The following is a 25,134-nucleotide window of genomic DNA, read 5'->3' on the forward strand; positions in this document are numbered from 1 at the left end:
TCCAGGGCGGAGGTGGGTGCCGCGCCGTCCGCGCTCGTGGCTGCGCCGGCCGCGCGCCCCCCCACCCCCCACCCCCCCGGCTTCTTTGCGTTGATCGCGGCACGGGGCCGCCCTAGCGGCCGGCGCCTCCGTCGGCGTTGGGGCCGGTGTAGTCCTCGCCGTAGGCGCCCTTGGCGGGGCGGCGGCGGCGCATGGGCGGCTCGACGCCGTCGGCGAGGCGGCGGGCGGTGAGCAGGAAGCCGGTGTGGCCGATCATCCGGTGGTCCGGACGGACGGCGAGGCCTTCGACGTGCCAGTTGCGGATCATCGTCTCCCAGGAGGTGGGCTCGTTGAAGGAGCCGATCTCGCGGATGGACTCTACGGTCCGGGCGAGCTGGGTGGTGGTCGCGACGTAGCAGCACAGGATGCCGCCGGGCACGAGGGCCTTGGAGACGGCCTCCAGGCACTCCCAGGGGGCGAGCATGTCGAGGATGACGCGGTCGACGTCGGTGTCGGACAGGTTGTCCTGGAGGTCGCCGACGGTGAGCTGCCAGGCGGGGTGCGGTTCCCCGAAGTAGCGCTCCACGTTCTGCCGGGCGATGTCGGCGAAGTCCTCGCGGCGCTCGTAGGAGTGCAGCATGCCCTGGTCGCCGATGGCGCGCAGCAGGAAGCTGCTGAGGGAGCCGGAGCCCACGCCGGCCTCCACGACGCGTGCGCCGGGGAAGATGTCGGCGAAGGCGAGGATCTGCCCCGCGTCCTTCGGGTAGACGACGGCTGCCCCGCGGGGCATGGACAGGACGTAGTCGGGGAGCAGGGGGCGCAGCGCGAGGTAGGCGACGTTCCCGGTGGTGCGGACAACGCTGCCCTCGGGAGCACCGATCAGTTCGTCGTGGGGGAAGGAACCCTTGTGGGTGTGGAAGTTCTTCCCGGCCTCGAGCGTGAACGTGTAGTGGCGGCCCTTGGGGTCGGTCAGCTGAACCTGGTCCCCGACCTTGAAGGGCCCGCGCCTGCGGGCGGCACCGGTCGGTTCGGACATGTGACCAGCCTACCGGTCCCGGGCGGGGCCGCCGACCACCGCTGTGGGAGAGCGGTGGTCAGGAGGGGCGGGCCATGGCCTTGACGAAGGCCCGCTCGACGTCGGCCGCGGAGAGGACGCCGTAGATCTCGCCGGTCTCCTCGATCACCAGGTACTCGCTGGCGGGGTTGGCGCGCAGGGCGTCCAGGAGCTCTTCGCCGGACAGTTCGGCGGAGACGCGCATGCCGTCGGTGAGGTCCTGGGCGAGGGTGCTGACCGGCACCCAGGGGCGGCGGTGTTCGGGTACGCCGACGATGGCGGCCTCGCGGACCAGGGAGACGGGTCCGCCCTCGGTGTCGACGACGACCAGGGCGCGGGCTCCGGAGGCGTTGGCGCGGCGCAGGGCCTCGGAGAGGGGGGTGTCGGCGGGTACGGGGACGGCGCGCCGGGTGAGGGCGCGGGCGCGCAGTTCGGGGAGGTGTTCGCGCAGGCGGGCCATGCGCAGGCTGTTTCCGGCGCCGGTCCAGATGATGGCGGCGAGGATCGCGGCGAGCAGGGCGTCCATGACGGTGTCCATGCCGACGTTGTCCACGGCGTCGGAGCCGAGGGCGCCGGACTGGGTGAGCAGGGGCAGCCCGATCAGGACGGAGACGGCGAGGGCCCGGCCGACCCAGGCGGCGGCGACGGTGCCGTGCATGGGCTTGCCGGTGATCTTCCAGACGACGGCGCGGAGCATGCGTCCGCCGTCGAGGGGGAGGCCGGGCAGGAGGTTGAAGGCGGCCACGATCAGGTTGGAGATCATCAGGCCGGCCAGCAGTACGCCGGGGACGGTGCCGGGTTCGACTGGCAGCAGGGCGAGGTAGAAGACGCCGGAGAGGACCAGGGAGAGGAGTGGGCCGACGAAGGCCAGCACGAACTCGCGGCCGGGGGTCTCGGCCTCCTTCTCGATCTCGGAGACGCCGCCGAAGAACTGGAGCTGGATGCGGCGCACCGGGAGTTTGAAGCGGAGTGCGGCGACGGTGTGGGCCAGTTCGTGGACGAGGACGGAGGCGTAGAAGGCGACCGCGAAGAAGAGGGAGACGAGGTAGCGGGCGGCGCCCAGCTCGGGCAGCACGCGGTCGAGCTGGCCGCCGAACACCCAGGTGATCAGGGCGGCGACCAGGAACCAGCTGGGTGCGACGTAGACGGGCACGCCGAAGGGCCTGCCCATCAGCAGCCCTCCCCCGGGCTCGGGGCGGCGCTGCGGTGGCCGTCCGGGCCCGCGCTTGCCGCGGCCGTGGGGTTTGCCGCCGGCGTGGTGGGCGGGGGGACGGGGCGGGGACTGCGGGGGCGGGGGCCCGTCCGGGTTCGGGTTCGGGTTGGTGTAGGGGTTCGGGGCGCGGCCCGGATCCGCTGCCGGGGCCGCGTCGTCCGGTGTCTTGGGGGCCGTCTCGTCGTCGTTCCGTGCGGCGGTGGCCTCGGCGGGACTCTGGCCCGGCGTCTCGGCGGGGCTCTGGCCCGGCGTCTCGGCGGGGCTCTGGCCGGGCGCCTGGGGGGTCGGCGTCCACGCGGGCGTTGCGGAGTCCGGCGCCTCGGCTCCCGGCCCGTCGGAGCCCGGTGCCGGGGGGCGCTGGGTCTCCGGGCCCGGTGTCCCGGGTGTCGTGGAGGCCGCGGGGTCCGGCTGTGCGCCGTCGGCGGCCGGGGTCGTGGGACCTGGCTGGGGCCGGGCCGACTCGTCGTTGCCGGACCGCGGCTGCCCGCTCCCGCCGCTCACGTCCACGGTGTCCCCTCGTTCGAAGCGTCTCCCGCCTGCCGGACGGGAGGGTCTCCTGTCGATGGTATGCGTCCGCCCCCGTCCGTTCCGCCCCGGCACCCCTGTGCTTCCCTTCCGTCACACAGGTCACGGCCCACGGGCTGGGTCACTGTCAGTGGCGGGCCGTAAGGTCTGTGGGCATGGAGACGAGCATCGAGGATGTCGCGGAGGACGCGGGCGGACCCGTCCGACCGGCGACGACGGTGGCGGACGGCGCGGACGCGGCGGTGGACCCGGCGGCCGCCGCCCCCGCCCCCGTGGCGATACGGCCCGCCTCGCTCTCGCCCTCCCGGGCCGGCGACTTCATGCAGTGCCCGCTGTTGTACCGGTTCCGGGTCATCGACCGGCTGCCGGAGAAGCCGAGCGAGGCGGCGACGAGGGGCACCCTGGTGCACGCGGTGCTGGAGCGGCTCTTCGACGCCCCGGCGGCCGAACGCACCGCGCCACGGGCCAAGGCGCTGGTTCCCGGCCAGTGGGACCGGCTGCGGGAGAGCAGGCCGGAGGTCGGCGAGCTGTTCGCGGACGATCCGGAGGGCGAGCGGCTGGCGCGGTGGCTCGGGGAGGCGGAGCGACTCGTCGAGCGGTGGTTCACCCTGGAGGACCCGAGCCGGCTGGAGCCCGCCGAGCGGGAGCTGTTCGTGGAGGCGGAGCTGGACTCCGGGCTGCGGCTGCGCGGCATCATCGACCGGGTCGACGTGGCTCCCACCGGCGAGGTGCGGATCGTCGACTACAAGACGGGCAAGGCCCCCAGGCCGCAGTACGCCGAGGGCGCGCTGTTCCAGATGAAGTTCTACGCGCTGGTGGTGTGGCGGCTGAAGAAGGTCGTCCCGCGGCGTCTGCAGCTCGTCTATCTCGGCAGCGGCGACGTGCTCACGTACGATCCGGTCCTCGCCGACCTGGAGCGGGTGGAGCGCAAGCTGTTGGCGCTGTGGGAGGCGATCCGGCTGGCGACCGAGACGGGTGAGTGGCGTCCGCGTCCCACGAAGCTGTGCGGCTGGTGCGACCACCAGGCGCACTGCCCGGAATTCGGCGGTACTCCCCCGCCCTACCCGCTGCCGGTGAGGGCGGCCGAGTCCGGTGGCACCGAGCAGGGCAGAATGGGGCCGGGCTAGCCGAAGGAGACTTACGTGGCCATCCGCGTCCTACTGGTCGACGACCAGCCGCTGCTGCGCACGGGCTTCCGGATGATTCTGGAGGCGGAGCAGGACATCGCGGTCGTCGGCGAGGCCGGCGACGGCCTCCAGGCACTCGACCAGGTGCGGGCGCTGCAGCCCGATGTGGTGCTGATGGACATCCGCATGCCGCGGATGGACGGTGTGGAGGCGACCCGGCAGATCACCGGGCCCGAGCGGGACGGTCCGGCGAAGGTGCTGGTGCTGACCACCTTCGACCTCGACGAGTACGTGGTGGAGGCGTTGAAGGCGGGCGCCAGCGGGTTCCTGCTGAAGGACGCTCCGGCCAACGAGCTGGTGCAGGCGATCCGGGTGGTGGCGGGCGGCGAGGCGATGCTCGCGCCGAGCATCACCCGACGGCTGCTCGACAAGTACGCCACGCATCTGCCCTCGGGCGACGAGCCGGTGCCGGACACCCTGCACACCTTGACGGACCGCGAGGTCGAGGTGCTGAAGCTGGTGGCCCGGGGTCTGTCCAACGCGGAGATCGCCGCCGACCTGTTCGTCAGCGAGACCACTGTGAAGACGCATGTGGGTCATGTGCTGACCAAGCTGGGCCTGCGGGACCGCGTGCAGGCCGCGGTGTACGCGTACGAGAGCGGTCTGGTCCGCCCCGGCGCGCAGTAGGGCATCCGGTTCGGCGCCCGCCGCGTTCTGGCGCGCGTGCCGTGTGGGAAACCCGAAGGGCGCCCTTCTCCGGTCGGAGGAGGGCGCCCTTCGCGTTGTCCGGCGGGGGTGTCAGTCGCTCACACCCCGGCCCAGCTCCCACAGCTGGAGCGACGAGGAGGAGTTGAGCAGGTAGGCGGTGCCGGTGACGTCGTCGCCGGCGGCCACGTACTGCTTGCCCTGCCACAGCGGGATGACCGGGACGTCCTCGGCGGTGATGTCCTGGATCTCCGTGAGGGTGTCCACCGCGGAGAGGCGGTCGGCCTCACGCCGGGACTCGGGGATCAGATCGTTGATGATCTTCGGGTTCAGGTAGGGCGAGTTGAGCGTGTTGCCGTTGTCGAGGAACGGCGCGATGAAGCTGTCCGCGTCCGGGAAGTCGGGGAACCAGCCCATGCCGAAGACGTCGTACTTGAGGTCGCGCTCGGCGGATTGGAAGACGGCCCAGGGGGTGCCCTTGATGTCGATGTCGAAGAGGCCGCTCTCGTTGAGCTGCCGCTGCAGTTCCTCGAACTCCGGCTTGGTCGCGGCACCGTAGTGGTCGGTGGTGTAGTGCAGGGTCAGCTTGACCGGCGTGTCGATGCCGGCCGACTTCAGCGTCTGCTTCGCCTCGCTGGTGCTCGGGTCGCCGTACTTGTTGAAGAACGAGTTGGAGTGGCCGGTGATGCTGGCCGGAACCATCGAGTACAGCGGCTCGGCCTGCGAACCGTAGACCTTGGCGACGAGTTCGTCGCGGTTGATGAGCTGGGCCATGGCCTGCCGGACGGCCTTGTCCTTCACGCTGGGCGCGTCGACGTTGAAGCCCAGGTACCGGATCTCGAGACCGGCCACCTCGATGAGCTTGACGTCGCCGTCGGAGCTGTTGGAGAGCTTGCGGATCTGCTCCGGCGTCATCGCGCGCGTCATGACGTCGATGTCGCCCTTGTCCAGGGCGCTGCCCATGGCCTCGGCGTCGTCGAAGGACACCAGCTCCACCTTGTCGTTGTTCACCGTCAGACTCCCCTTGTAGTTGGGGTTCTTGGTGAACACGACCTTGTTGAGGACGCCGTCCCTGGACTCGCCCTTCATCTCGTACGGGCCGGACCCGCTGAGTTCGAAGCCCTCGCGCAGCTTGCCCTTCGGGTAGGACGCCTTGTTCACGATGCCGGCCACGGGTGTCGACAGCTTGTACGGGAAGGTCGCGTCGGCGGAGTTGAGGTGGAAGATGACCTCGCGGTCGCCCTGGGTCTCCACGGTGTCCACCGTCGACAACAGCGCGGAGACACCGCTGTCCGCCTTCAGGGAGATGGCGCGGTCGATGGAGTACTTGACGTCCTCGGCGGTGATGGCGTCGCCGTTGGAGAACTTCAGGCCGTCGCGCAGGGTGCAGGCGTAGCGCTCGTTGCCGGTGTCGGTGAAGGCGCACTTCTCGGCCGCCTCGGGGACGGGCTCACCGTCACCGCGCGGCTGGGTCATCAGCGTCTGCGAGGTGTGGCGGAGGATGTTCCAGGCTCCGACGTCGTAGGCCCAGGCCGGGTCGAGGGGGGCCGCGTCGTCCTTCGTGATGGTGAACCGGTCCGTGGTGCCGACGGATATCGCGTCCCCGCCGCCGCTGCCGCCGTCGGACCCGCCGCAGGCGGCGAGAACGGGCGCGAGCAGGCCGACGACGGCCGGCAGCACCAAAGTCTTACGGTTCATGCTCGAGTTTCTCCAGAGCTGTCGGTCCGTGTATCCGGAATGCAGGGGTGTCGCGGCGGATCACGGGGGTAGTGGCGGACGTTCTCGCGACGAGATTAGTCCGCGCCCGCACGGGGGCTCGCAGGCACCGGAGTTGGGTGCTCATCACGGAGCGAAACCGGGTGTGGACACACCGAAAACCCGACAGTGGAAGGATTAGTGCAGGCTTTCACCAATCGGGACACAAGGACACCTCGACAACGTTCGCCCGGCCGAAAGCAGCACACCTACGCACGTCTGTCGACCCCTGGCAACGTGGGGAACGTCACACTCGGACGCCGGTGACCGGTGCTGCAATTCGGCCATCTGGGGAAGGCGGGAATACCCCCGTGAACGCCTAGAGCATTACGGTCATCAGACCGCGCAGAAATGTCAGGTCGACCTCTTCCAGCGAGCCGACCACGGTGCGCCGTGCGCCCGGTGTGATGGGGGCGACCGAGGGCACGGCGACGACCTGGCAGCCGGCCGCCTCTGCGGCGGCGACCCCGGTCGCGGTGTCCTCGACGACGGCGCACCGCACGGGGTCCACGCCGAGCCCGGCCGCGGCGGCCAGGTAGGGGTCGGGGTGGGGCTTGGTGCGCGGTACCTCGTCACCGGCGACGGTGAGGGCGAAGTGCCGCGGGCCGAGCGAGGTCAGTACCCGGTCGATGATGCGCCGGTGCGAGGCGGAGACCAGGGCGGTGGGGATCTCGTGCGCCGACAGCTCCGCGAGGAGCCGGGCGGCTCCCGGCATGAGCCGCAGGTCGCCGTCGATGCGCTGCTCGAAGCCGTCGTTGAGCAGCACGCTGAGTTCGGCGAGCGTGATGTCGGCGCCGGTGGCCTCGATCAGGAAGCCGGCGCTGCGGGTCATGGGGCCGCCGACCACGACGTGGCGCCAGGAGTCGTCGAGGGTGTGGCCGAGGGAGGCGAAGACCTCGACCTCGACGTCCCACCAGAAGCCCTCGGTGTCCACCAGGGTGCCGTCCATGTCGAGGAGCACGGCCTGCAGGGCTGAGCCTTCGGCCGTACGGGTTCCGAGTGCGGGGACCGTGCTGGTCATCCACGTACCTCCTTGAGGGACGATCAGGCCGGTTCCCACGTGGGGAACCGGCCTGCGGTGGACCGACCAGTGTACGTCGTGCGGGACGGGAACGCCTGGTGTGACCTGTGGAGCGGCTCACAAAGGGGTTCAGCGGGCGTTGAAGTACTTCGCCTCGGGGTGGTGGATGACGATGGCGTCGGTGGACTGCTCGGGGTGGAGCTGGAACTCCTCCGACAGGTGGACGCCGATGCGCTCCGGCCGGAGCAGGTCGGCGATCTTGGCGCGGTCCTCCAGGTCCGGGCAGGCGCCGTAGCCGAGGGAGAAGCGGGCGCCCCGGTACTTCAGGGCGAACATGCCCTCCATCTCGGCGGGGTCCTCCCCGGCGAAGCCCAGTTCGGAGCGCACGCGCGCGTGCCAGTACTCGGCGAGGGCCTCGGCGAGCTGCACGGACAGGCCGTGCAGTTCGAGGTAGTCGCGGTAGGCGTTGGCCTCGAACATCCGGGCCGTCTCCTCGCCGATGCGGGAGCCGACCGTGACGACCTGGAAGCCGACCACGTCGGTCTCGCCGGACTCCTCCGGGCGGAAGAAGTCGGCCAGGCACAGCCGCCGGCCGCGTCGCTGGCGCGGGAAGCTGAACCGGGTGCGCTCGTTGCCGTCGTCGTCGAGGACGATCAGGTCGTCGTCCTTGGAGACGCAGGGGAAGTAGCCGTAGACGACGGCCGCCTCCAGGAGGTTGTCCGTCTGGAGCCGGTCGAGGAGGCCGCGCAGCCGGGGCCGGCCCTCGGTCTCGACCAGTTCGTCGTACGAGGGTCCCTCGCCGGTGCGGGCCTGCTTGAGGCCCCACTGGCCCTTGAACAGGGCGCCCTCGTCGAGCCAGGAGGCGTACTCCTTGAGCTGGATGCCCTTGACGACGCGGGTGCCGCGGAACGGCGGCTCGGGCAGCGGGTTGTCGGTGGCGACGTCGGAGCGGACGTGGCCCTCCTCGGGCCGCTCCTCGACCTCGACGGTGGCCGCCCGCACCCTGCGCTGCTTGAGGTCGGGCAGCTTGGCGCCCGGCACGCCCCGCTTGATCCCGATGAGCGCGTCCATCAGGCGCAGGCCCTCGAAGGCGTCGCGGGCGTAGCGGACCTCGCCGTCGTAGATCTCGTGCAGGTCCTGTTCGACGTAGGCCCGGGTGAGGGCCGCGCCGCCGAGGATCACCGGGTAGTCGGCGGCCAGCTTGCGCTGGTTGAGCTCCTCCAGGTTCTCCTTCATGATCACCGTGGACTTGACCAGGAGCCCGGACATGCCGATGACGTCGGCCCTGTGCTCGTCGGCCGCCTCCAGGATCGCGGAGACCGGCTGCTTGATGCCGAGGTTGACGACGTTGTAGCCGTTGTTGGACAGGATGATGTCGACGAGGTTCTTGCCGATGTCGTGGACGTCGCCGCGGACCGTGGCCAGCACGATGGTGCCCTTGCCGTCGGCGTCCGTCTTCTCCATGTGCGGTTCCAGATGCGCCACCGCGGTCTTCATGACCTCGGCGGACTGGAGCACGAACGGCAGCTGCATCTGGCCGGAGCCGAAGAGCTCGCCGACGACCTTCATGCCGTCCAGCAGGGTCTCGTTCACGATCTCCAGCGCCGGACGTTCCTGGAGGGCCTCGTCCAGGTCCTGCTCCAGGCCGCCTCGCTCACCGTCGATGATGCGGCGCTTGAGCCGCTCGTCCAGCGGCAGCGCCGCCAGTTCCTCGGCCTTGGACGCCTTGAGGGACTTGGCGGTGGCGCCCTCGAAGAGCTGCATCAGCTTCTGCAGCGGGTCGTAGCCCTCGCCGCGCCGGTCGTAGATCAGGTCCAGCGCGGTGGTGACCTGCTCCTCGTCGAACCGGGCGATCGGCAGGATCTTCGACGCGTGGACGATCGCCGAGTCGAGACCGGCCTTCACGCACTCGTCCAGGAACACGGAGTTCAGCAGGATGCGGGCGGCCGGGTTGAGACCGAAGGAGATGTTGGACAGGCCGAGCGTGGTCTGGACGTCCGGGTGCCGCTTCTTCAGCTCCCGGATGCCCTCGATGGTGGCGATCCCGTCCTTCCGGGACTCCTCCTGGCCGGTGCAGATGGTGAAGGTCAGGCAGTCGACGAGGATGTCCGACTCGTGGATGCCCCAGTTGCCGGTGAGGTCGTTGATGAGCCGCTGCGCGATCTCGACCTTCTTCTCGGCGGTGCGGGCCTGGCCCTCCTCGTCGATGGTCAGCGCGATGAGTGCGGCGCCGTGCTCCCGGGCCAGCGTCGTGACCCGGGCGAAGCGGGATTCCGGGCCGTCGCCGTCCTCGTAGTTCACCGAGTTGATCACCGCGCGGCCGCCGAGTTTCTCCAGCCCGGCCTGGACGACCTCGACCTCGGTGGAGTCCAGCACGATCGGCAGGGTCGACGCGGTCGCGAAGCGCCCGGCCAGCTCCTCCATGTCGGCCACGCCGTCGCGGCCGACGTAGTCCACGCACAGGTCGAGCATGTGCGCGCCCTCGCGGATCTGGTCCCGGACCATCTCCACGCAGTCGTCCCAGCGGCCTTCCAGCATGGCCTCGCGGAACTTCTTCGACCCGTTGGCGTTGGTCCGCTCACCGATCGCCAGGTACGAGGTGTCCTGCCGGAAGGGCACCGTCTGGTAGAGGGAGGCGGCGCCCGGTTCGGGCTGCGGCTGCCGCTCACCGGGGGCCGTGTCCCGGACCCGCTCGACGACCTGGCGCAGGTGCTCGGGCGTGGTGCCGCAGCAGCCGCCGACCAGGGACAGGCCGTACTCGCGGACGAAGGTCTCCTGCGCGTCCGCGAGCTCCGGCGCCGTCAGCGGGTAGTGCGCCCCGTCCCTGCCCAGGACCGGCAGGCCCGCGTTGGGCATGCAGGACAGCGGGACGCGGGAGTGCCGGGCGAGGTAGCGCAGGTGCTCGCTCATCTCCGCCGGGCCGGTGGCGCAGTTCAGGCCGATCATGTCGATGCCCAGCGGCTCCAGCGCGGTGAGGGCCGCGCCGATCTCCGAGCCGAGCAGCATGGTGCCGGTGGTCTCCACCGTCACCGACACGATCACCGGCATGTCGATGCCGAGGGCGTCCAGGGCGCGCCGGGCGCCGAGCACGGAGGACTTGGTCTGGAGGAGGTCCTGCGTGGTCTCCACCAGCAGGGCGTCGGCGCCGCCCGCGACCAGGCCCTCGGCGTTGCGCTGATAGGCGTCGCGCAGCACCGTGTACGGGGCGTGTCCGAGGGTGGGGAGCTTCGTGCCGGGGCCCATCGAGCCCAGGACCCAGCGCTGCCGGCCGTCGCGGGCCTTGAACTCGTCGGCCACCTCGCGGGCCACCCGGGCGCCGGCCTCGGACAGCTCGTGGACGCGTTCGGGGATGTCGTACTCGCCCAGCGCGGAGTGGTTGGCGCCGAAGGTGTTCGTCTCCACGCAGTCGACACCGGCGGCGAAGTACTCCGCGTGCACCGAGCGCACGATGTCCGGCCGGGTGAGGTTCAGGACCTCGTTGCACCCCTCCAGCTGCTGGAAGTCGTCCAGTGAGGGGTCCTGTGCCTGGAGCATGGTGCCCATCGCGCCGTCGGCGACCACGACACGGGTGGCGAGGGCCTCGCGGAGGGCGGACACACGGGTCCGGGTGTCGGCGGGCGGGGTGGATGGCGACGAGGCCATGAAAGGGCTCCCTAGGATGCGACGGCTGTCGGCTTTGCGCTGCCCGGGTGCCGTCCGTCTGGGGACGCCCCGGGGGAGAACGCACGCCGCCAGGGTAGCCGGGACCGGGGACGGATGGTCGGGGCGTCCACGAGGCGGACGAGTGTGGCGGGGCGAAACGCCCGCCGAAAGGATGACGGCCGGTCCCCGGCGGCCTCTGGAGCACGGCCGTGGCCACCGGGACATGGCCGAAGTGCAACAGTTGCCCGCCGATGGTTGGCGGGAGGTCGGCATCGACCGGTAGTGTTCGGCATTGCCGAACGACGTCAGTGGCGCCGAGGTCGGCAGTCGAAGGGGACGGAGGCAGTACGTCGATGGCACGGAACATCCAGTCGCTCGAACGGGCGGCCGCGATGCTGCGCCTGCTCGCGGGCGGTGAGCGGCGGCTCGGCCTGTCGGACATCGCCTCCTCGCTGGGTCTGGCCAAGGGCACCGCGCACGGCATCCTGCGCACCCTCCAGCAGGAGGGCTTCGTGGAGCAGGACGACGCCTCCGGGCGCTACCAGCTGGGCGCGGAGCTGCTGCGCCTGGGCACGACGTACCTCGACGTGCACGAGTTGCGGGCCCGCGCCCTGGTGTGGACGGACGACCTGGCCCGTTCCAGCGGGGAGAGCGTCCACCTCGGCGTCCTGCACCAGCAGGGCGTCCTGATCGTGCACCACGTCTTCCGGCCCGACGACAGCCGGCAGGTGCTGGAGATCGGGGCCATGCAGCCGCTGCACTCCACGGCACTGGGCAAGGTGCTGTCGGCGTACGACCCGGTCGCGCACAGCGAGGCGCTGGAGGCCGACCGCAAGGCGTTCACGGACCGGACGGTCTGCGAGCCGGACGGGTTCGAGCACATCCTGGACATCACGCGCGCGCGTGGTTACGCGGCCGACGTGGAGGAGACCTGGGAGGGCATCGCCTCCATCGCCGCCCCCATCCACGACCGCAGGCGCATGCCGGTCGGCGCGGTCGGCATCACCGGCGCGGTGGAGCGGCTGTGCCGGGAGGGCGAGCTGCGGCCCGAGCTGGTCGCGGCCGTCCGGGACTGTGCCCGCGCGGTGTCGCGAGATCTGGGCGCCGGGCGGTTCTAGCGGCCGAGGAGGGACACGAGGGCCGGGCGCGAGAGAGCGTCCCGGCCCTCACTCATGTCCGCCCGAGGCCGATAACCCGAGACGATCAATAACGATCGTGCTTTCGATAACAGGACTCTTGACGCACCCGGGACACCGAGCGAGACTCGCGTCCATCGGTCGGCATTGTCGAACACCTACCGGCAATACGCGTTAGAGTGTGACAACGCCAAGGGCCGCCATCGCTCTCATACCGAGGGCGCCGGAACACCCGGAGGGACCCGGGGTTCGGCTTCCCCTGGACGAAGGACAAAGGAGTCGCGGGTGTCCAGCTCCGACATCTTCATCGGCGAGACCATCGGTACCGCCATACTCATCCTGCTCGGCGGCGGTGTCTGTGCCGCCGTGACGCTCAAGGCCTCCAAGGCGCGCAACGCCGGCTGGGTCGCCATCACCTTCGGGTGGGGCTTCGCGGTCATGACGGCGGCGTACATATCGGGTCCGCTCTCCGGCGCCCACCTCAACCCGGCCGTGACGGTCGGCATCGCGATCAAGGACGGCGACTGGAACAACGTCCCGACCTATTTCGCGGGCCAGCTGCTCGGCGCCATGATCGGCGCGGTCCTGGTCTGGATCGCCTACTACGGCCAGTTCCAGGCCCACCTCACCGACCGCGAGATCGTCGGCGGACCGGGCGGACACGCCACGGCGGACGGCGGCGACGGACCGCCCGGCACGCCGTTTCTGCGGGACAACCCGAGTGGCCGGACCCGCCCGCCGCGGCCGCCGAAGGCGACCGGGGACGACGAGGAGTCGTCGGAGGACTGAGCGGGCTCACTGATGGAGGACGGGGGCGCTTCCCGGCGGAAGCGCCCCCGTTTCCGCGTCTGTGCGCGGGTGTTCTGCGGCTGTGTGCCTGCCTACAGGGCCACGCCCATCAGGGCGTCCACCGCGCGGGAGACGACGCCGGGCGCGCCCTCGTCCGTGCCGCCGCTCTCCTGCTGGCGGGCGGCCCAGCGGTCGACGGCGTCGAGCGCGGCCGGCGAGTCCAGGTCGTTCGCGAGGGCGTCGCGGATCTCCTCGACGAGCGCCTCGGCGGGCGGGCCGTCGGGCCGGGACACGGCGGCACGCCAGCGCTCCAACCGGGCGACGGCGTCCCGCAGCACCTGGTCGGTCCACTCCCAGTCGGCGCGGTAGTGGTGGGCGAGCAGCGACAGCCGGATGGCGGCGGGGTCGACGCCGTCGTGGCGCAGCCGCGACACGAAGACCAGGTTGCCCTTGGACTTGGACATCTTCGCGCCGTCGAGAGCGACCATGCCGGCGTGGACGTACGCCTTGGCCATGGGGAACTCGCCGGTGAGCGCCTGGGCGTGCGAGGCGCCCATCTCGTGGTGCGGGAAGGCGAGGTCGGAGCCGCCGCCCTGGACGTCGAAGCCCATGCCGAGGTGGTCGAGGGCGATGGCCACGCACTCGATGTGCCAGCCGGGACGTCCACGGCCGAGGGAGGCGCCGTCCCAGCTGGGCTCCCCTTCGCGGGCCGCCATCCACAGCATCGGGTCGAGCGGGTTCTTCTTGCCCGGCCGGTCCGGGTCGCCGCCCCGCTCCGCGGAGAGCAGGCGCATGGCGGCGGCGTCGAGGTGGGAGACACCGCCGAAGTGGGGGTCGGCCTCGACGGAGAAGTAGGTGTCGCCCTCCAGCTCGTAGGCGGCGCCGGCGTCGCGCAGCCGCTCGACGAGCGGGACGATGCCGGGTATGGCCTCGACGGCGCCTATGTAGTGCCGCGGCGGCAGCATCCGCAGCGCCGTCATGTCCTCGCGGAAGAGGGCGGTCTCCTTCTCGGCGAGGGCGGTCCAGTCGACGTCGTCGCGCACGGCCCGCTCCAGGAGCGGGTCGTCGACGTCGGTGACGTTCTGGACGTAGTGCACCTGCCGCTTGGTGTCGAGCCACACGCGCTGTACGAGGTCGAACGCGTTGTAGGTCGCCGCGTGCCCCATATGGGTCGCGTCGTACGGCGTGATGCCGCAGACGTAGATGCGGGCGACGGGACCGGGGGCGAGGGCCACCAGGTCTCCGGTCGCGGTGTCGTGGATCCTCAGGTCGCGGCCCTGACCAGGCAGGGCGGGGACCTCGGAAGCGGGCCAGGCATGCATGTCATGAGCCTAACCGGACGGATGTTCCGTACACGAACCGGACCGGTCCGGATGGCCGGTGGGGCACTCTTGCGCGACACCGGCCCCCGTGCTGCCGCGATACGCGGGTGCCTAGACCGGCGGCCAGGGGATGGCCGGCCACTCGCCGCCGGGTTCGGGGTGTTTCCCGGAGGCCAGCAGGGTGTCGACCCGCGCGCGCGTGGCGTCGACTTCGGCGGGGGTGATGAGGTCGCCGAGCCTGGTCGCCAGGGCACCGCCGTCCTTCAGGGCCTCCCTGAGGGCGTCGAGCGCCGTCCGGGCCTCCCCGGTGAGCGGGTCGCCCGCCCAGCCCCACAGCAGGGTGCGCAGCTTGTTCTCGGCGTGGAAGGTGACCCCGTGGTCGATGCCGTACAGCCGCTCGCCGTCGGCGGGCAGCAGGTGCCCGCCCTTGCGGTCGGCGTTGTTGATCACGGCGTCCAGTACGGCGAGCCTGCGCAGCCGCTCGTCGTCGGCGTGCACGAGCAGCGCGGTGCGGCCCTCGCCGACCTCGGCGAGGGCGATCCCCTTCCAGCCGGGGCCGGGGTCCTCCTCGTCCACCAGGGCGAGCAGTTCCGTCTCCGGCACCGCCTCGATCCACAGCTGGACCATGCCCTCGCCGTACGGCCCCTCGCGCAGCACGGTGGGCGGGACCAGGCCCCAGCCGGTGGCCTCGGACACCTCGTAGGCGGCGACCTCGCGCTGGGCGAGGGTGCCGTCGGGGAAGTCCCACAGGGGCCGCTCGCCGGCGACCGGCTTGTAGATGCAGGCCGCCTCGCGCCCGTCGTGCGTCACCGTGCAGTACAGCGCCGCGTTGGACGCCTCACGGATGCGTCCGCGCACGGTCAGTTCGCCCAGCGCGAGGAACTCGGCCGCCGCCGCGTCGGTGGTCACGCTCCGCGGCGGTATCCGTTCTGGCGCGGACATACGTGTCCTTCCGGGTCGAGCGGGAGGCTGCACAGGGGGCACGGCGGGCGCCCGGCGTTGACGACGTCGAGGGCGCGCTTGGCGAAGGCCCTGGCCTGCGCGCCGGTGAGGCGGACCCGGAGCATCGGGGGGCCGTTCTCCTCGTCCTGGAGGAGCCGTTCCTCGGCCTCCGCCAGGTCCTCCTCGGACTCGGCCTCCAGCTCCACCAGGGCCTGCGCCTCGACGATCATGCGCTGGTCCTCGCCGTCCCAGGCCAGCGCCATGGTGCCGACCCGGAACTCCTCCTCGACGGGGGCGTCCAGTGGCGCGGTGTCGGACGGTTCGGTGGGTGCCACGGCGGGGACGACGGTGCTGCCGCCGCTGCGCCGTACGACCTCGTCCAGCAGCTCGTCCATGCGCTCGGCGAGGGCGGCGACCTGGGTCTTCTCCAGGGCCACGCTGGTCACCCGGGAGCCTGCGGTGGCCTGGAGGAAGAACGTACGGCGCCCGGGCAGCCCGACCGTACCGGCCACGAAACGTTCCGGTTGGTCGTAGAGGAACACCTGACGGGACACGTCCTGTCTCCATGGAAGTCGGGGAAAGCGGAAGATCGGGGGCACTGCCGCGACCGGTTCACCCTACTGCGGCGGACGATCACGGTGCGCCCGCACCACCCCCGACCGGGGCCTCGTCGCCCGGCGGCGTCTGCTGCGGGGCCAGGGACGCGAAGTCGCCGGTGTCACCGAGGCGGACGAGGAACGGCCGCAGGCGCGTGTAGCGGATCGCGGTGACGGAGCAGGGCTCGACGGAGATCCGCTGGAAGAGGTCGAGATGAAGGCCGAGCGCCTCCGCGACGAGGGACTTGATGATGTCGCCGTGGGAGCACATGAGGTAGACGGCGTCGGCGCCGTGGTCGCGCTCCACGCGCGCGTTCCACTCGCGTACCGCCTCGGCGGCGCGGGTCTGCATCGTGCGCATCGACTCGCCGCCGGGGAAGGCGGCGGCGGACGGGTGCGACTGCACCACCTCCATGAGGGGCTCGTCCTTGAGTTCGGCTAGTTTGCGCCCGGACCAGTCGCCGTAGTGGCACTCGCCGATGCGTTCGTCGGTGTGCGCCCGCAGACCGGGGCGGGCGTCGAGCAGCGGCCGGACGGTCTCCTGGCAGCGCTGGAGCGGGCTGGTGACGATCTCGGAGAGTGGCAGGCCGGCGATCCGCGCGGGCAGCGCGGCGGCCTGTGCGGCGCCGCGTTCGTCGAGGGCCACGCCGGGGGTCCACCCGGCGAGCAGCCCCTCGGTGTTGGCGGTGGAACGTCCGTGCCTAACCAGGATCAGCGTGGGCATGCGGCCAGGGTAGGCGTACGGCGCGATGCGAGGGCGCCGGGGCGAGGGGAGAATGCGTTCGGTGATCGTCGACTGTGCCATCTACCGGGACGGGCGCCGCTCGGACGGGCCCGAGGACCTCTCCGACGCGCTCGGCGAGGCGCGGGCCGCGGGCGGCTTCGTCTGGATCGGGCTGCATGAACCGACGGAGGCCGAGTTCGAGCTGGTCAGCCAGGAGTTCGGGCTGCACCCGCTGGCGGTGGAGGACGCGCTCAAGGCGCACCAGCGGCCCAAGCTGGAGGTGTACGACGACTCGCTCTTCGCCGTCCTCAAGCCGGTGGTGTACGAGCCGGACAGCGACGCCGTCTCCACGGGCGAGCTGATGATCTTCCTGGGCGACGCGTTCGCGGTGGTGGTCCGGCACGGCGAGGGTGCCCCGCTGAAGGCCGTGCGGCAGCGTCTGGAGCACGAGCCCCAGCTGCTCGGCAAGGGGCCCACGGCGGTGCTGTACGCGATCGCGGACGCGGCGGTCGACCACTACCTGGACGTGGCGGTCGAGCTCCAGACCGACCTGGAGGAGCTGGAGGCCGAGGTCTTCTCGCCGGACGGCGGCGGCTCGCGGCACACGGCGTCCAGGATCTACAACTTCAAGCGGCAGATCCTGGAGTTCCGGCGGGCGACGGGTCCACTGGCGCCGCCGCTGGCCCGGCTGGCCGGGACGGGCGCGTTCGGCGCCGGGGTGCCGTTCGTGAACGAGAGGGCGCGGCCGTTCTTCCGGGACGTGAGCGACCACCTCATGCGCGTGAACGAGTCGGTGGAGAACCTGGACCGGCTGGTCTCGGACATCCTGTCGGCGCATCTGGCGCAGATGAGCGTCCGGCAGAACGACGACATGCGGAAGATCTCGGCGTGGGCCGCCATGGCGGCGGTCCCCACGATGATCGCGGGGATCTACGGCATGAACTTCGACCACATGCCGGAGCTGCACCGGGTCTGGGGCTACCCGGCGGTGATCCTGCTGATGGCCGCTCTGGAGGTGCTGCTGTTCCGGCAGTTCAAGCGCCGGGGCTGGCTCTAGGGGGTGCGGAGCCCGGGCCCTCAGGCCACCTCGGGGGCCGGGGTCGCGGGGCCGCCGAGCGCGTCGCGGCGGTCGGGGGTCCGCAACCGCACCATGCGGCGCCAGCCGGCCAGCCGCTCGTAGGCGTACGTCGCGTGGATGCCGGCCGCGAGCAGCGCCGACCTGCCGCGGGACCAGCCGAGGACGCGTCCCATGCGGGCCATCACGGCGAGGCTGACGTCCCGGTGGACGCGGATCTCGGCCAGCGCGCACTCGCGCAGGGTCCGCCGGATGTACGGGCCGTGCCCGTCGGCGGCGTAGCGCAGCAGTTCCTCGTGGGAGTAGGCGAGGTGGTTGTCCTCGTCGGCGGAGATCATGCGGACGGCCCGACCCAGGTCCGGGTGGCCGGCGAAGTACTTGAGGAGCAGCGCCATCTGCTCGGCCGCGCGCTGCTCGGTGACCCTGCTGTGCGCGAGGTAGGTGATGATGTCCCGCACGGTGAGGGGCTGGTCGGCCTTGAGCTTGTCGTGGGCGAGGCCGATGCCGTGCCGTTCCAGAAGCATGGTGTAGTCGGTCTCGGCGGGTACTTCCACGGGTTCGAGGCCGCGCTTCTTCAGGAGGGCGTTGAAGATCCGGCCGTGCTTGTCCTCGTCGGCCCCGTGCCGGGTGATCTTGGGGGCGAGGGTGCGCTCGCTCTGAGGCACCAGCGCGGCGATGCGCGCGTTCTCCCAGCCGCCCTGCGACTCACCGCTGGCCGCGATGGAGCAGAAGAGACGGTACGACTCGTCGTTGTCGAGGATCTCCTGGAACAGGCTCTTGGCCGAAAGCATCGGTGGCACCTCTCTGCCTCTGCAGGTTCCGCACACTCCGCGAAGCACGAGTCAAGTGCGGAAGCCGGGACACGGCAACAGGTGCGGCGGACAACTCCGCCGAAAGAAGGACCAAGGGGGGACGAGGAGGCGTAACCACCGGCGCGCGGGCGCGTTGTTCCTCGTGACGGCCGTGGCGGGGAAGACCCCCGAGCCCCCACCACGGCCGCGGAACTTGCCGCGAGGTCACGCCAGTCCGGCGCGCTCCAGGGCCTCGGTGCCGGCGCGGAGCGCGGCGAGGCGCTCGTCCAGGGTGAAGCCCGCGGGGGCGAGCGTCAGGGTGGTGACACCGGCCGCGGCGTAGGCCTTCATCCGGTCCGCGATCCGGTCGACGGAGCCGAGCAGTGTCGTCTGGTCGATCAGCTCGTGCGGCACGGCCGCGGCGGCGCCCTGCTTGTCGCCGGACAGGTACTTCTCCTGGATCTCGGCGGCCTCCCGCTCGTAGCCCATGCGCTGGGCGAGCTGGTTGTAGAAGTTCTGCTTGCGACTGCCCATGCCGCCGACGTAGAGCGCGGTGTAGGGCCGGAAGGTGTCGGCGAGCGCGGTGACGTCCTTGTCCTCCCCCAGGGCGAGCGGCAGGGTCGGGCAGACGTCGAAGCCGTCGAGGGTCAGGCCGGACTTCTCGCGTCCGGCGCGCAGGTGCTTGACGGCGGTCTCCTCCAGGTGGTCGGCGGAGGGGAAGATGAGCAGGGCGCCGTCGGCGATCTCGCCGGTCTGCTCCAGGTTCTTGGGGCCGATGGCGGCGATGTAGAGCGGGATGTGCTCGCGCTGCGGATGCACCGTCAGCTTGATCGGCTTGCCGGGGCCGCCGGGCAGCGGCAGCGTCCAGTGCTGTCCCTCGTACGACAGCCGCTCCCGGGTCATCGCCCTGCGCACGATCTCCACGTACTCGCGGGTGCGGGCGAGGGGCTTGTCGAACTTGACGCCGTACCAGCCCTCGGAGACCTGGGGTCCGGAGACGCCGAGGCCGAGGCGGAAGCGGCCCTGGGAGAGGGAGTCCAGGGTGGCGGCGGTCATCGCGGTCATCGCGGGCTGGCGGGCCGGGATCTGGAAGATCGCCGAGCCCACGTCGATGCGCTCGGTCTGGGCGGCGACCCAGGTGAGCACGGTGGCCGCGTCGGAGCCGTAGGCCTCGGCGGCCCAGCACACGGCGTATCCGAGCCGGTCGGCCTCCTTGGCCACGGCCAGGTTGTCCGCGTCCATTCCGGCACCCCAGTAGCCGAGGTTGATCCCGAGCTGCATGGCCGATTCCCCTTACCCATCAGTAACGTCGCTGGTGCCCCGACCTTAGCGCGCGGAAATCGGTTGTCCACAGGCCCCCACAGCGCAAGCCGTGGCCAGTAATGTCGCCGTTCATGGAGCAGAGGCATCTCGGCCGCACCGGCCTGCGCGTGTCCCGCATCGGTCTCGGCACCCTGACCTGGGGCCGGGGCACGGACGAGCACGACGCCGCGGACCTCTTGAAGACCTTCTGGGAAGCGGGCGGGACGCTCGTCGACACGGCGGACGTGTACGGCGACGGGGAGTCGGAGTACCTGCTCGGCCGCCTCATGGAGGGTCTGGTGCCGCGCCGGGACCTGGTGATCTCGACGAAGGCGGGCAGCGTGCCCGATCCGGACCGCCGCTTCGACGGTTCACGCGGCCATCTGCTCTCCGCCCTGGACGCCTCGCTCGACCGCCTCGGCACGGACCACGTCGACGTGTGGCACCTGCACGCCTTCGACCCGGACACCCCGCTGGAGGAGACGCTGCACGCCCTCGACGTGGCGGTGAGCAGCGGCCGGGCCCGTTACGCGGGGGTGTCCAACTTCTGCGGCTGGCAGCTGGCAAAGGCGGCGACCTGGCAGCTGGCGGCGCCGGGCGTACGGAACCGGGTGGCGAGCACCCAGATGGAGTACTCCCTGCTGCAGCGGGGCGTCGAGCGTGAGGTGCTGCCGGCCGCCCTGGACATGGGCGTCGGCCTGCTGCCCTCCTCGCCGCTGGGCCGGGGTGTCCTGACCGGCAAGTACCGCAAGGACGCCACGCCCCCGGACTCGCGGGGTGCCTCGGAGCAGCTGGCGCCGTTCGTCGCGCCCTACCTGGACGACACCGCCGGGCACATCGTGGACGCGGTGGCGACGGCGGCCGACGGGCTCGCGGTGACCCCGCTCCAGGTGGCGCTGGCCTGGATCCGCGACCGGCCGGGTGTGGTCGCGCCGATCATCGGACCGCGCAACGCGCAGCAGCTCACGGCGGCGTTGTCAGTGGAGGCCCTTAGTCTTCCTGACGAGATCTGCCGGGCGCTCGACGACGTGTCGGCGCCCGTGCACCGCTATCCCGATCACGACTGGAGCACGCTGTGAGCACGGAGCCCGAGCCCGCCTCCGAGGACACCGCAGACACCGTGGACCCCGGACCGGGAACGCCGGGCGCCGCGGACGCTGCCGAGACCGCCGACCAGCCGGCCGACGCCAACGGTGACATCCCTGCCGCGGCGGACGACGCGACCGCCGCGGAGGAGGGCGACGCGGCCGCCCCGGAGGAAGGCGACGCGGCCGCCCCGGCGGGGCAGGTGTCCGAGACCGAGGCCGAGCTGGCCGCTCAGCAGGTCGAGCGGGAGCGGATCGAGCGGCGGAAGGCCGAGAGGCAGGGACCGATCGAGGCCGGGGGCAAGCTCAGCGGCACGGCGGCCGATCTGCTCGCCGCCGTCCGGGCCGTGGAGGGCGGCGAGAAGCCCGCGGCCACCGTCTTCGGCGACCCCGGCCCGGCCCGCCGCCCCGCCCCGGAGCCGGTGCGGCCGTCCCGGCCGGCGCCCGCCGAGCCGTCCGCCGCGCCCGCGGGCCCGCCGGAGACCGTCGAGGCGGTCCGGCGCGTGCTGGCCGAGGGCGGCGCCCCCGAGGCGCTCGCGCCGCAGACCGCCGTACTCCTCGGCGAGGGGGCGGAGGAGGCCCTGCGTACGGACCCCTGGCAGCTGCTCCGGGTCGGCGGGGTGCGGCCCGAGCAGGCCGACGGGTTCGCCCGCGCGCTGCTCGGCGCGGAGTGCGGCCCGGACGACGAGCGGCGCGGCCGTGCCGTCACCGTGTGGCTGCTGGAGCAGGCGGCGCTGGCCGGGCACACGGCCCTGGAGCTGGCGCGCCTCACCGCCACGCTGGCTCAGCGGGGCGTGCCGGACCCCGACGCCGCCGTGCAGGGCACGCTCGCCGAAGGGGAGGCGCTGGCCTTCCAGGACGCCCTGGACGAGCCCGGCGCCCGCCCGGAGCGCGCGGCGGGCTCGGCGGGCGGCGCGGAGGGCCCGGGCGACGAGGAAGAGGGGGCCGACGAGCGCCCGGTCCGCGTGCTGATCGGCCTGGAGCGGTACGCGCTCGCCGAGGAGAGCCTGGCCGACGGTCTCGCCCGGCTCGTCAACGCGGCGCCGAAGCAGGACGTTTCGGCCGGAGACTGGGAGCGGTCCGCCGCCTCGGCTCGGGGTTCCGCCGCCGAGCTGATCCGCGCCGTCGCGGGTCACGGGCTGGTCCTGCACACCGGCGGGGAGGCGTCCCTGGCCGAACCGGCGGCCCTGCTGCACGCCGCGCACGCCCTGGGGCTGCGCGCCTGGGCCGCCGCGCCCGGCCCGCTCGGCCGCGACCGCTTCGCCGCGCTGCTGGGCTCCGCGGCAGCGGACGGTCCCGCGGTCGTCACCCTGACCGGTTTGCTGGCCGGTGCCGAGGGGCCGGGGCGGGACGCCGACGGTGCGGTGGACCTGGATCTGCTGGTGGTCCTCGACGCACCGCAGCTGGACGTCGAGGCGGGGGCGCTGCTGGCGGAATCGCTGCCGGACGGGGCCCGGCTGGTGCTGGCCGGGGACCCGGCGGTGCTCGGCTCGGTGGGGCCCGGGCGGGTCTTCGCGGACCTCCTTGCGGCGGGGGTCTGCCCCCAGATCGCCTCGCGGCGTCCGGACCCGGGCCCGCTCGGCGAGCTCGTCTCCGGCATCGGCATCGGTGAGCTGGGCCAGGTGGAGGCGCCCGGCAAGGAGGTCGTGATCGTGCCGGTGCGGGAGGCGGGCGAGGCCGTGCACCGCACCGTCCAGCTCGTCGCGGACTCGGTGCCGCGCGCGATCGGCGTACCCGCCGAGGAGACCCAGGTAATCACGCCGGGCCACGGCGGCGCGGCGGGCACCCGGGTGCTCAACGCGGCGCTGAAGGAACGGCTGAATCCGGGCCCCGGCCGCTTCGGCGGCTTCGACCCGGGTGACCGTGTCGCCTACTCCCCCGCGCCGGGTCGTACGCTGCCCGGCCTGGTGGTGAAGGCCGACGCCGACGGACTGCACCTGTCGTGCGCGGGCGAGGACGTGGTCGTCCCCAAGGACCGGGTGGAGGGATCCGTGCGGCACGGGTGGGCCCTCACCGCGCACCAGGCGGTGGGTGGCAGGTGGCCCGCGGTGGTCGTGGTCCTGCCCGGCGATGCCGCGCAGGCCCTCAGCCGCCCCTGGATCTACACGGCCTTCGGCCGGGCCGCCCGGCATCTGTCCGTGGTGCACGGCGTGGAGCAGGCGCTGCCCCGTGCCGTGGCCGAGGTCCCGGCCAAGCCGCGCACGACGCGGCTGCCGGTGCTGCTCGCGCCGCAGGTGCCGGTGGCCGACTGATCCCGAGCACCGGCACCCGGGGCGCTCCCGGGGGCCGGCCGCTCAGCGATCCGCCTCCAGTCGCGCCGGCTCTGCACTCCGCGGCCGGCCGCTTCCGCTCAGCGACCCGCAGCCAGCCGCACCCGCTCAGCGACCCGCAGCCGACCGCACCCGCTCAGCGACCCGCGGCCGGCCGCGCCGGCTCGGTGTCCTCGTCCGGGCCGAGGTCGTCGTCCAGGTCCGTGTCGAGGTCCTCGTCCAGCTCCCCCGCACCGCCGTCGCCGCTCTCGTCCTCGTCCGCGTCCACTTCGTCGTCGTCATCGTCGAGACCGTCTTCGAACTCGTCGTCGAAGACCGCGCTGACGTCGAAGCGGCAGACGACCAGTTGCGGGTCGACCTGGTCGAACGGGGCCTCCAGCCACTCGCCGGGGTCGGCGGTCTCGTCCGCGGCCGTCACCCAGAGCGTGGAGTCGCCCTCCTCCAGTCCGAACTCCTTGTGCCGGGAGGCGATCTCGTCCGGCTCGAACTCGCCGAACAGCAGGCCCAGCGCCCCGTGGACCGTGCCGGATGTCTCCGCGCCCGCGCCCTCCTCGTCCGCCGCCTCGACCCGCCGGGCCTGGGCCATCAGACGCTGCGGCTCGGCCACCGAGTAGTCGCGGCGGATCAGGACGCTGAGCGCGCTGGGCTCCTCGGGGCCCGTGTACGGCGGCATCGAGTCCTCGGTGCCGGGGATCTCGAAGGGAGTGACCTCGTCGTACCGGTCGTAGAGCAGTTCGTCGTACGCCTCCGCGGCCGCGGCCAGCTGGTTGAACGCGTCGTAGACGGCCGGGTCGTCCTCCCCCGACCGGCGTTCGACCGCGGCAAGGTGGCGGTCGAGCGCGGTCTTGACCGCCTCGGCGGCGGCGCGTACCTCGGCAGCGGTGGGCTGCGCAGCATCAGACATAGTGCAGACGCTATCCGTACCGGGCCCCAGCCCGCACAATAGATTCGATGCCGGAATACGAATTTGTCGATGTGTACCTTCCGCGCGGGGTCACCCGCAAGGAGACGACACGTCTGCTGACGGAACATGCCGAGTACGGACACTGGGAGTTGTACCGCCTGACCCTGTTGCGCGACGGCAGCCGCAAGGTGCGGCTGCGGCGGCGGATCATCCGCCAGGTACGCGCCACCTGGTGAGCCGCGGCGCCCGGGTCACGCCGAGGCGCGCGCCTTGCGGTAGAGCACCGTGCCCGCGAGCAGCGCTCCCGCGCCCACCGGCAGGGTGAGGCCCAGCGGCAGGTCGCTGCCGGTCTCGGCGAGGCGGGCGTCGCCGTGGGGCTGGGCGACGTTCCGGGAACCGGGGCCGTCCCCGTCCGGAGTACCGCCGGGGGTCCCGCCGTCCGGGTTCTCGGGGTCGCCCGGGTCGCCGGGCGGCGTCTCGTGGTCGCCGCCGGGCGGCGTGCGGTGGTCGCCGCCCCCGTTGCCGCAGTCGTTGCCGGTGGCCGGGTTGAGGACGCCGACGACGTCGACGCTGTTGCCGCACACGTTCACCGGCACGTGCACCGGCACCTCGATGTGGTTGCCGGACGCGACGCCCGGCGAGTCCGTGGCGTGACCGCCGGCGTGCGAGCCCCCGTGCGAGCCGTCCCGGCCGCCGGAGTCGCCGTGTCCGCCGGACTCGCTGTGCCCGCCGGAGCCCGCGGACGCGCCGCCGCCCCGGTTGGCGCACGAGTTGCCCATCGCCGGGTTGAGGACGCCGACGACGTCCACCGTGTTGCCGCACACGTTCACCGGCACGTGCACCGGCGCCTGCACGGTGTTGCCGGACAGTACGCCGGGCGAACCCGAACTCGAGCCGTGCGCCCCCGAGTCCGCGTGGGCGGTGCCGCCCGCGGCGGCGATCACACCGGTGGCCGCCGCCATCGTCATCAGGCCCTTGCGGGTGACCTGTCGCATTTCCTGGATCCCTGCCTTGCCCTAGTCCCGTGGTACCGAGAATGCCGGGAATTCCGGCGTTGCCGTCGCTGCCCCGCCTCGAAGGGGGCTCGAAAGGCCGTCGGGGCCCGGCCCCCGCGGGCGGGGCGCCGGGGCCCGGGGCCCGGGGCCCCCGCGGGGGCGGGCGCCCGCGTAATTGTTTT

Annotated in this window: 20 protein-coding genes and 2 pseudogenes; 9 read left to right on the top strand and 13 right to left on the bottom strand. The window is 72.3% G+C overall.

Translation table 11 applies throughout. The annotated features are described in order from the left end of the window. Positions 1–112: 112 nt before the first annotated feature. Positions 113–1,015 carry a tRNA (adenine-N1)-methyltransferase gene (locus ACFWR9_RS39025; protein WP_383851368.1) on the bottom strand — a complete coding sequence of 301 codons (903 nt, stop codon included), beginning with the start codon at positions 1,013–1,015 and terminating at the stop codon, positions 113–115. A 58-nt stretch (positions 1,016–1,073) separates the two neighbouring features. Then, positions 1,074–2,753: a site-2 protease family protein gene (locus ACFWR9_RS39030; RefSeq protein ID WP_383851370.1), complete on the bottom strand. Its 1,680-nt coding sequence runs from the start codon at positions 2,751–2,753 to the stop codon at positions 1,074–1,076. 173 nt (positions 2,754–2,926) lie between these two features. On the opposite strand from ACFWR9_RS39030, the gene ACFWR9_RS39035 reads away from it, so the two are divergent. Both ACFWR9_RS39035 and ACFWR9_RS39040 read left to right on the top strand, forming a co-directional pair. Then, the gene (locus ACFWR9_RS39035; RefSeq protein ID WP_383851373.1) at positions 2,927–3,898 is read left to right on the top strand and encodes a RecB family exonuclease; all 972 of its coding nucleotides are present in this window, start codon (positions 2,927–2,929) and stop codon (positions 3,896–3,898) included. Between the two features lie 15 nt (positions 3,899–3,913). Continuing rightward, positions 3,914–4,585, top strand: coding sequence for a response regulator transcription factor (locus ACFWR9_RS39040; RefSeq protein ID WP_064727043.1), 672 nt, complete (start codon positions 3,914–3,916; stop codon positions 4,583–4,585). A 111-nt stretch (positions 4,586–4,696) separates the two neighbouring features. On the opposite strand, the gene ACFWR9_RS39045 is transcribed toward ACFWR9_RS39040, so the two are convergent. The 3 genes from ACFWR9_RS39045 to metH all read right to left on the bottom strand — a co-directional run bounded on the left by ACFWR9_RS39045 (position 4,697) and on the right by metH (position 11,021). After that, positions 4,697–6,301, bottom strand: coding sequence for an ABC transporter substrate-binding protein (locus tag ACFWR9_RS39045; protein WP_383851376.1), 1,605 nt, complete (start codon positions 6,299–6,301; stop codon positions 4,697–4,699). Positions 6,302–6,677: 376 nt separating this feature from the next. Further along, the gene (locus tag ACFWR9_RS39050) at positions 6,678–7,379 is read right to left on the bottom strand and encodes an HAD family hydrolase (RefSeq protein WP_383851379.1); all 702 of its coding nucleotides are present in this window, start codon (positions 7,377–7,379) and stop codon (positions 6,678–6,680) included. A gap of 129 nt (positions 7,380–7,508) precedes the next feature. Further along, positions 7,509–11,021 (bottom strand): methionine synthase, encoded by a 3,513-nt coding sequence (metH, locus tag ACFWR9_RS39055; RefSeq protein WP_383851381.1) that lies wholly within the window; start codon positions 11,019–11,021, stop codon positions 7,509–7,511. 353 nt (positions 11,022–11,374) lie between these two features. Here metH and ACFWR9_RS39060 point away from each other — a divergent pair, with 353 nt between their 5' ends. The 3 genes and pseudogenes from ACFWR9_RS39060 to ACFWR9_RS39070 all read left to right on the top strand — a co-directional run. Then, a complete protein-coding gene (locus tag ACFWR9_RS39060) occupies positions 11,375–12,139 on the top strand; it encodes an IclR family transcriptional regulator (RefSeq protein WP_383851383.1) in 765 nt (254 codons plus the stop codon). Positions 12,140–12,442: 303 nt separating this feature from the next. Next, positions 12,443–12,826, top strand: a pseudogene (locus ACFWR9_RS39065) (MIP/aquaporin family protein); the annotation flags it as partial. Beyond that, positions 12,803–12,946, top strand: a pseudogene (locus tag ACFWR9_RS39070) (PAC2 family protein); the annotation flags it as partial. The pseudogenes ACFWR9_RS39065 and ACFWR9_RS39070, both read left to right, overlap by 24 nt. Positions 12,947–13,038: 92 nt before the next feature. On the opposite strand, the gene mshC reads toward ACFWR9_RS39070, so the two are convergent. The 4 genes from mshC to ACFWR9_RS39090 all read right to left on the bottom strand — a co-directional run bounded on the left by mshC (position 13,039) and on the right by ACFWR9_RS39090 (position 16,530). After that, positions 13,039–14,268: a cysteine--1-D-myo-inosityl 2-amino-2-deoxy-alpha-D-glucopyranoside ligase gene (gene mshC, locus ACFWR9_RS39075; RefSeq protein ID WP_383851386.1), complete on the bottom strand. Its 1,230-nt coding sequence runs from the start codon at positions 14,266–14,268 to the stop codon at positions 13,039–13,041. Positions 14,269–14,379: 111 nt separating this feature from the next. Then, positions 14,380–15,210: an SCO1664 family protein gene (locus ACFWR9_RS39080; protein ID WP_383851389.1), complete on the bottom strand. Its 831-nt coding sequence runs from the start codon at positions 15,208–15,210 to the stop codon at positions 14,380–14,382. Next, complete coding sequence (locus ACFWR9_RS39085; RefSeq protein WP_383851391.1) at positions 15,174–15,764, bottom strand: DUF3090 domain-containing protein; 591 nt, start codon at positions 15,762–15,764, stop codon at positions 15,174–15,176. The genes ACFWR9_RS39080 and ACFWR9_RS39085 overlap by 37 nt, the downstream gene beginning before the upstream one ends. A 79-nt stretch (positions 15,765–15,843) precedes the next feature. Continuing rightward, positions 15,844–16,530 carry a histidine phosphatase family protein gene (locus ACFWR9_RS39090; RefSeq protein WP_383851394.1) on the bottom strand — a complete coding sequence of 229 codons (687 nt, stop codon included), beginning with the start codon at positions 16,528–16,530 and terminating at the stop codon, positions 15,844–15,846. A 61-nt stretch (positions 16,531–16,591) separates the two neighbouring features. On the opposite strand from ACFWR9_RS39090, the gene corA reads away from it, so the two are divergent. After that, entirely contained in the window at positions 16,592–17,587 is a 996-nt protein-coding gene (gene corA, locus ACFWR9_RS39095; protein WP_383851397.1) for a magnesium/cobalt transporter CorA, read from the top strand. A gap of 20 nt (positions 17,588–17,607) precedes the next feature. Here corA and ACFWR9_RS39100 read toward each other — a convergent pair whose 3' ends face one another. Together ACFWR9_RS39100 and ACFWR9_RS39105 are read right to left on the bottom strand one after the other, a co-directional pair. Then, positions 17,608–18,396: a ferritin-like domain-containing protein gene (locus ACFWR9_RS39100; protein WP_383851399.1), complete on the bottom strand. Its 789-nt coding sequence runs from the start codon at positions 18,394–18,396 to the stop codon at positions 17,608–17,610. 225 nt (positions 18,397–18,621) lie between these two features. Continuing rightward, the gene (locus ACFWR9_RS39105) at positions 18,622–19,677 is read right to left on the bottom strand and encodes an LLM class F420-dependent oxidoreductase (protein WP_383851402.1); all 1,056 of its coding nucleotides are present in this window, start codon (positions 19,675–19,677) and stop codon (positions 18,622–18,624) included. A 113-nt stretch (positions 19,678–19,790) separates the two neighbouring features. Between ACFWR9_RS39105 and ACFWR9_RS39110 the strand changes: the two genes are divergently transcribed. Both ACFWR9_RS39110 and ACFWR9_RS39115 read left to right on the top strand, forming a co-directional pair. After that, a complete protein-coding gene (locus ACFWR9_RS39110; protein WP_383851405.1) occupies positions 19,791–20,777 on the top strand; it encodes an aldo/keto reductase in 987 nt (328 codons plus the stop codon). Continuing rightward, entirely contained in the window at positions 20,774–23,035 is a 2,262-nt protein-coding gene (locus ACFWR9_RS39115; RefSeq protein WP_383851408.1) for a helix-hairpin-helix domain-containing protein, read from the top strand. Before ACFWR9_RS39110 ends, ACFWR9_RS39115 begins: the two co-directional genes overlap by 4 nt. Positions 23,036–23,189: 154 nt before the next feature. Here ACFWR9_RS39115 and ACFWR9_RS39120 read toward each other — a convergent pair whose 3' ends face one another. Beyond that, complete coding sequence (locus ACFWR9_RS39120) at positions 23,190–23,957, bottom strand: hypothetical protein (protein ID WP_383851410.1); 768 nt, start codon at positions 23,955–23,957, stop codon at positions 23,190–23,192. Between the two features lie 47 nt (positions 23,958–24,004). On the opposite strand from ACFWR9_RS39120, the gene ACFWR9_RS39125 reads away from it, so the two are divergent. Next, positions 24,005–24,193 carry a DUF5703 family protein gene (locus ACFWR9_RS39125; RefSeq protein WP_376357582.1) on the top strand — a complete coding sequence of 63 codons (189 nt, stop codon included), beginning with the start codon at positions 24,005–24,007 and terminating at the stop codon, positions 24,191–24,193. 15 nt (positions 24,194–24,208) lie between these two features. Here ACFWR9_RS39125 and ACFWR9_RS39130 read toward each other — a convergent pair whose 3' ends face one another. After that, positions 24,209–24,952, bottom strand: a complete 744-nt coding sequence (locus tag ACFWR9_RS39130) for a chaplin (protein ID WP_383851413.1) — start codon at positions 24,950–24,952, stop codon at positions 24,209–24,211. Between the last annotated feature and the right edge of the window lie 182 nt (positions 24,953–25,134).

Origin of the sequence: Streptomyces sp. NPDC058534 (genome assembly GCF_042717365.1) — a bacterium.
In the GTDB taxonomy this organism is placed as follows: Bacteria; Actinomycetota; Actinomycetes; order Streptomycetales; family Streptomycetaceae; genus Streptomyces.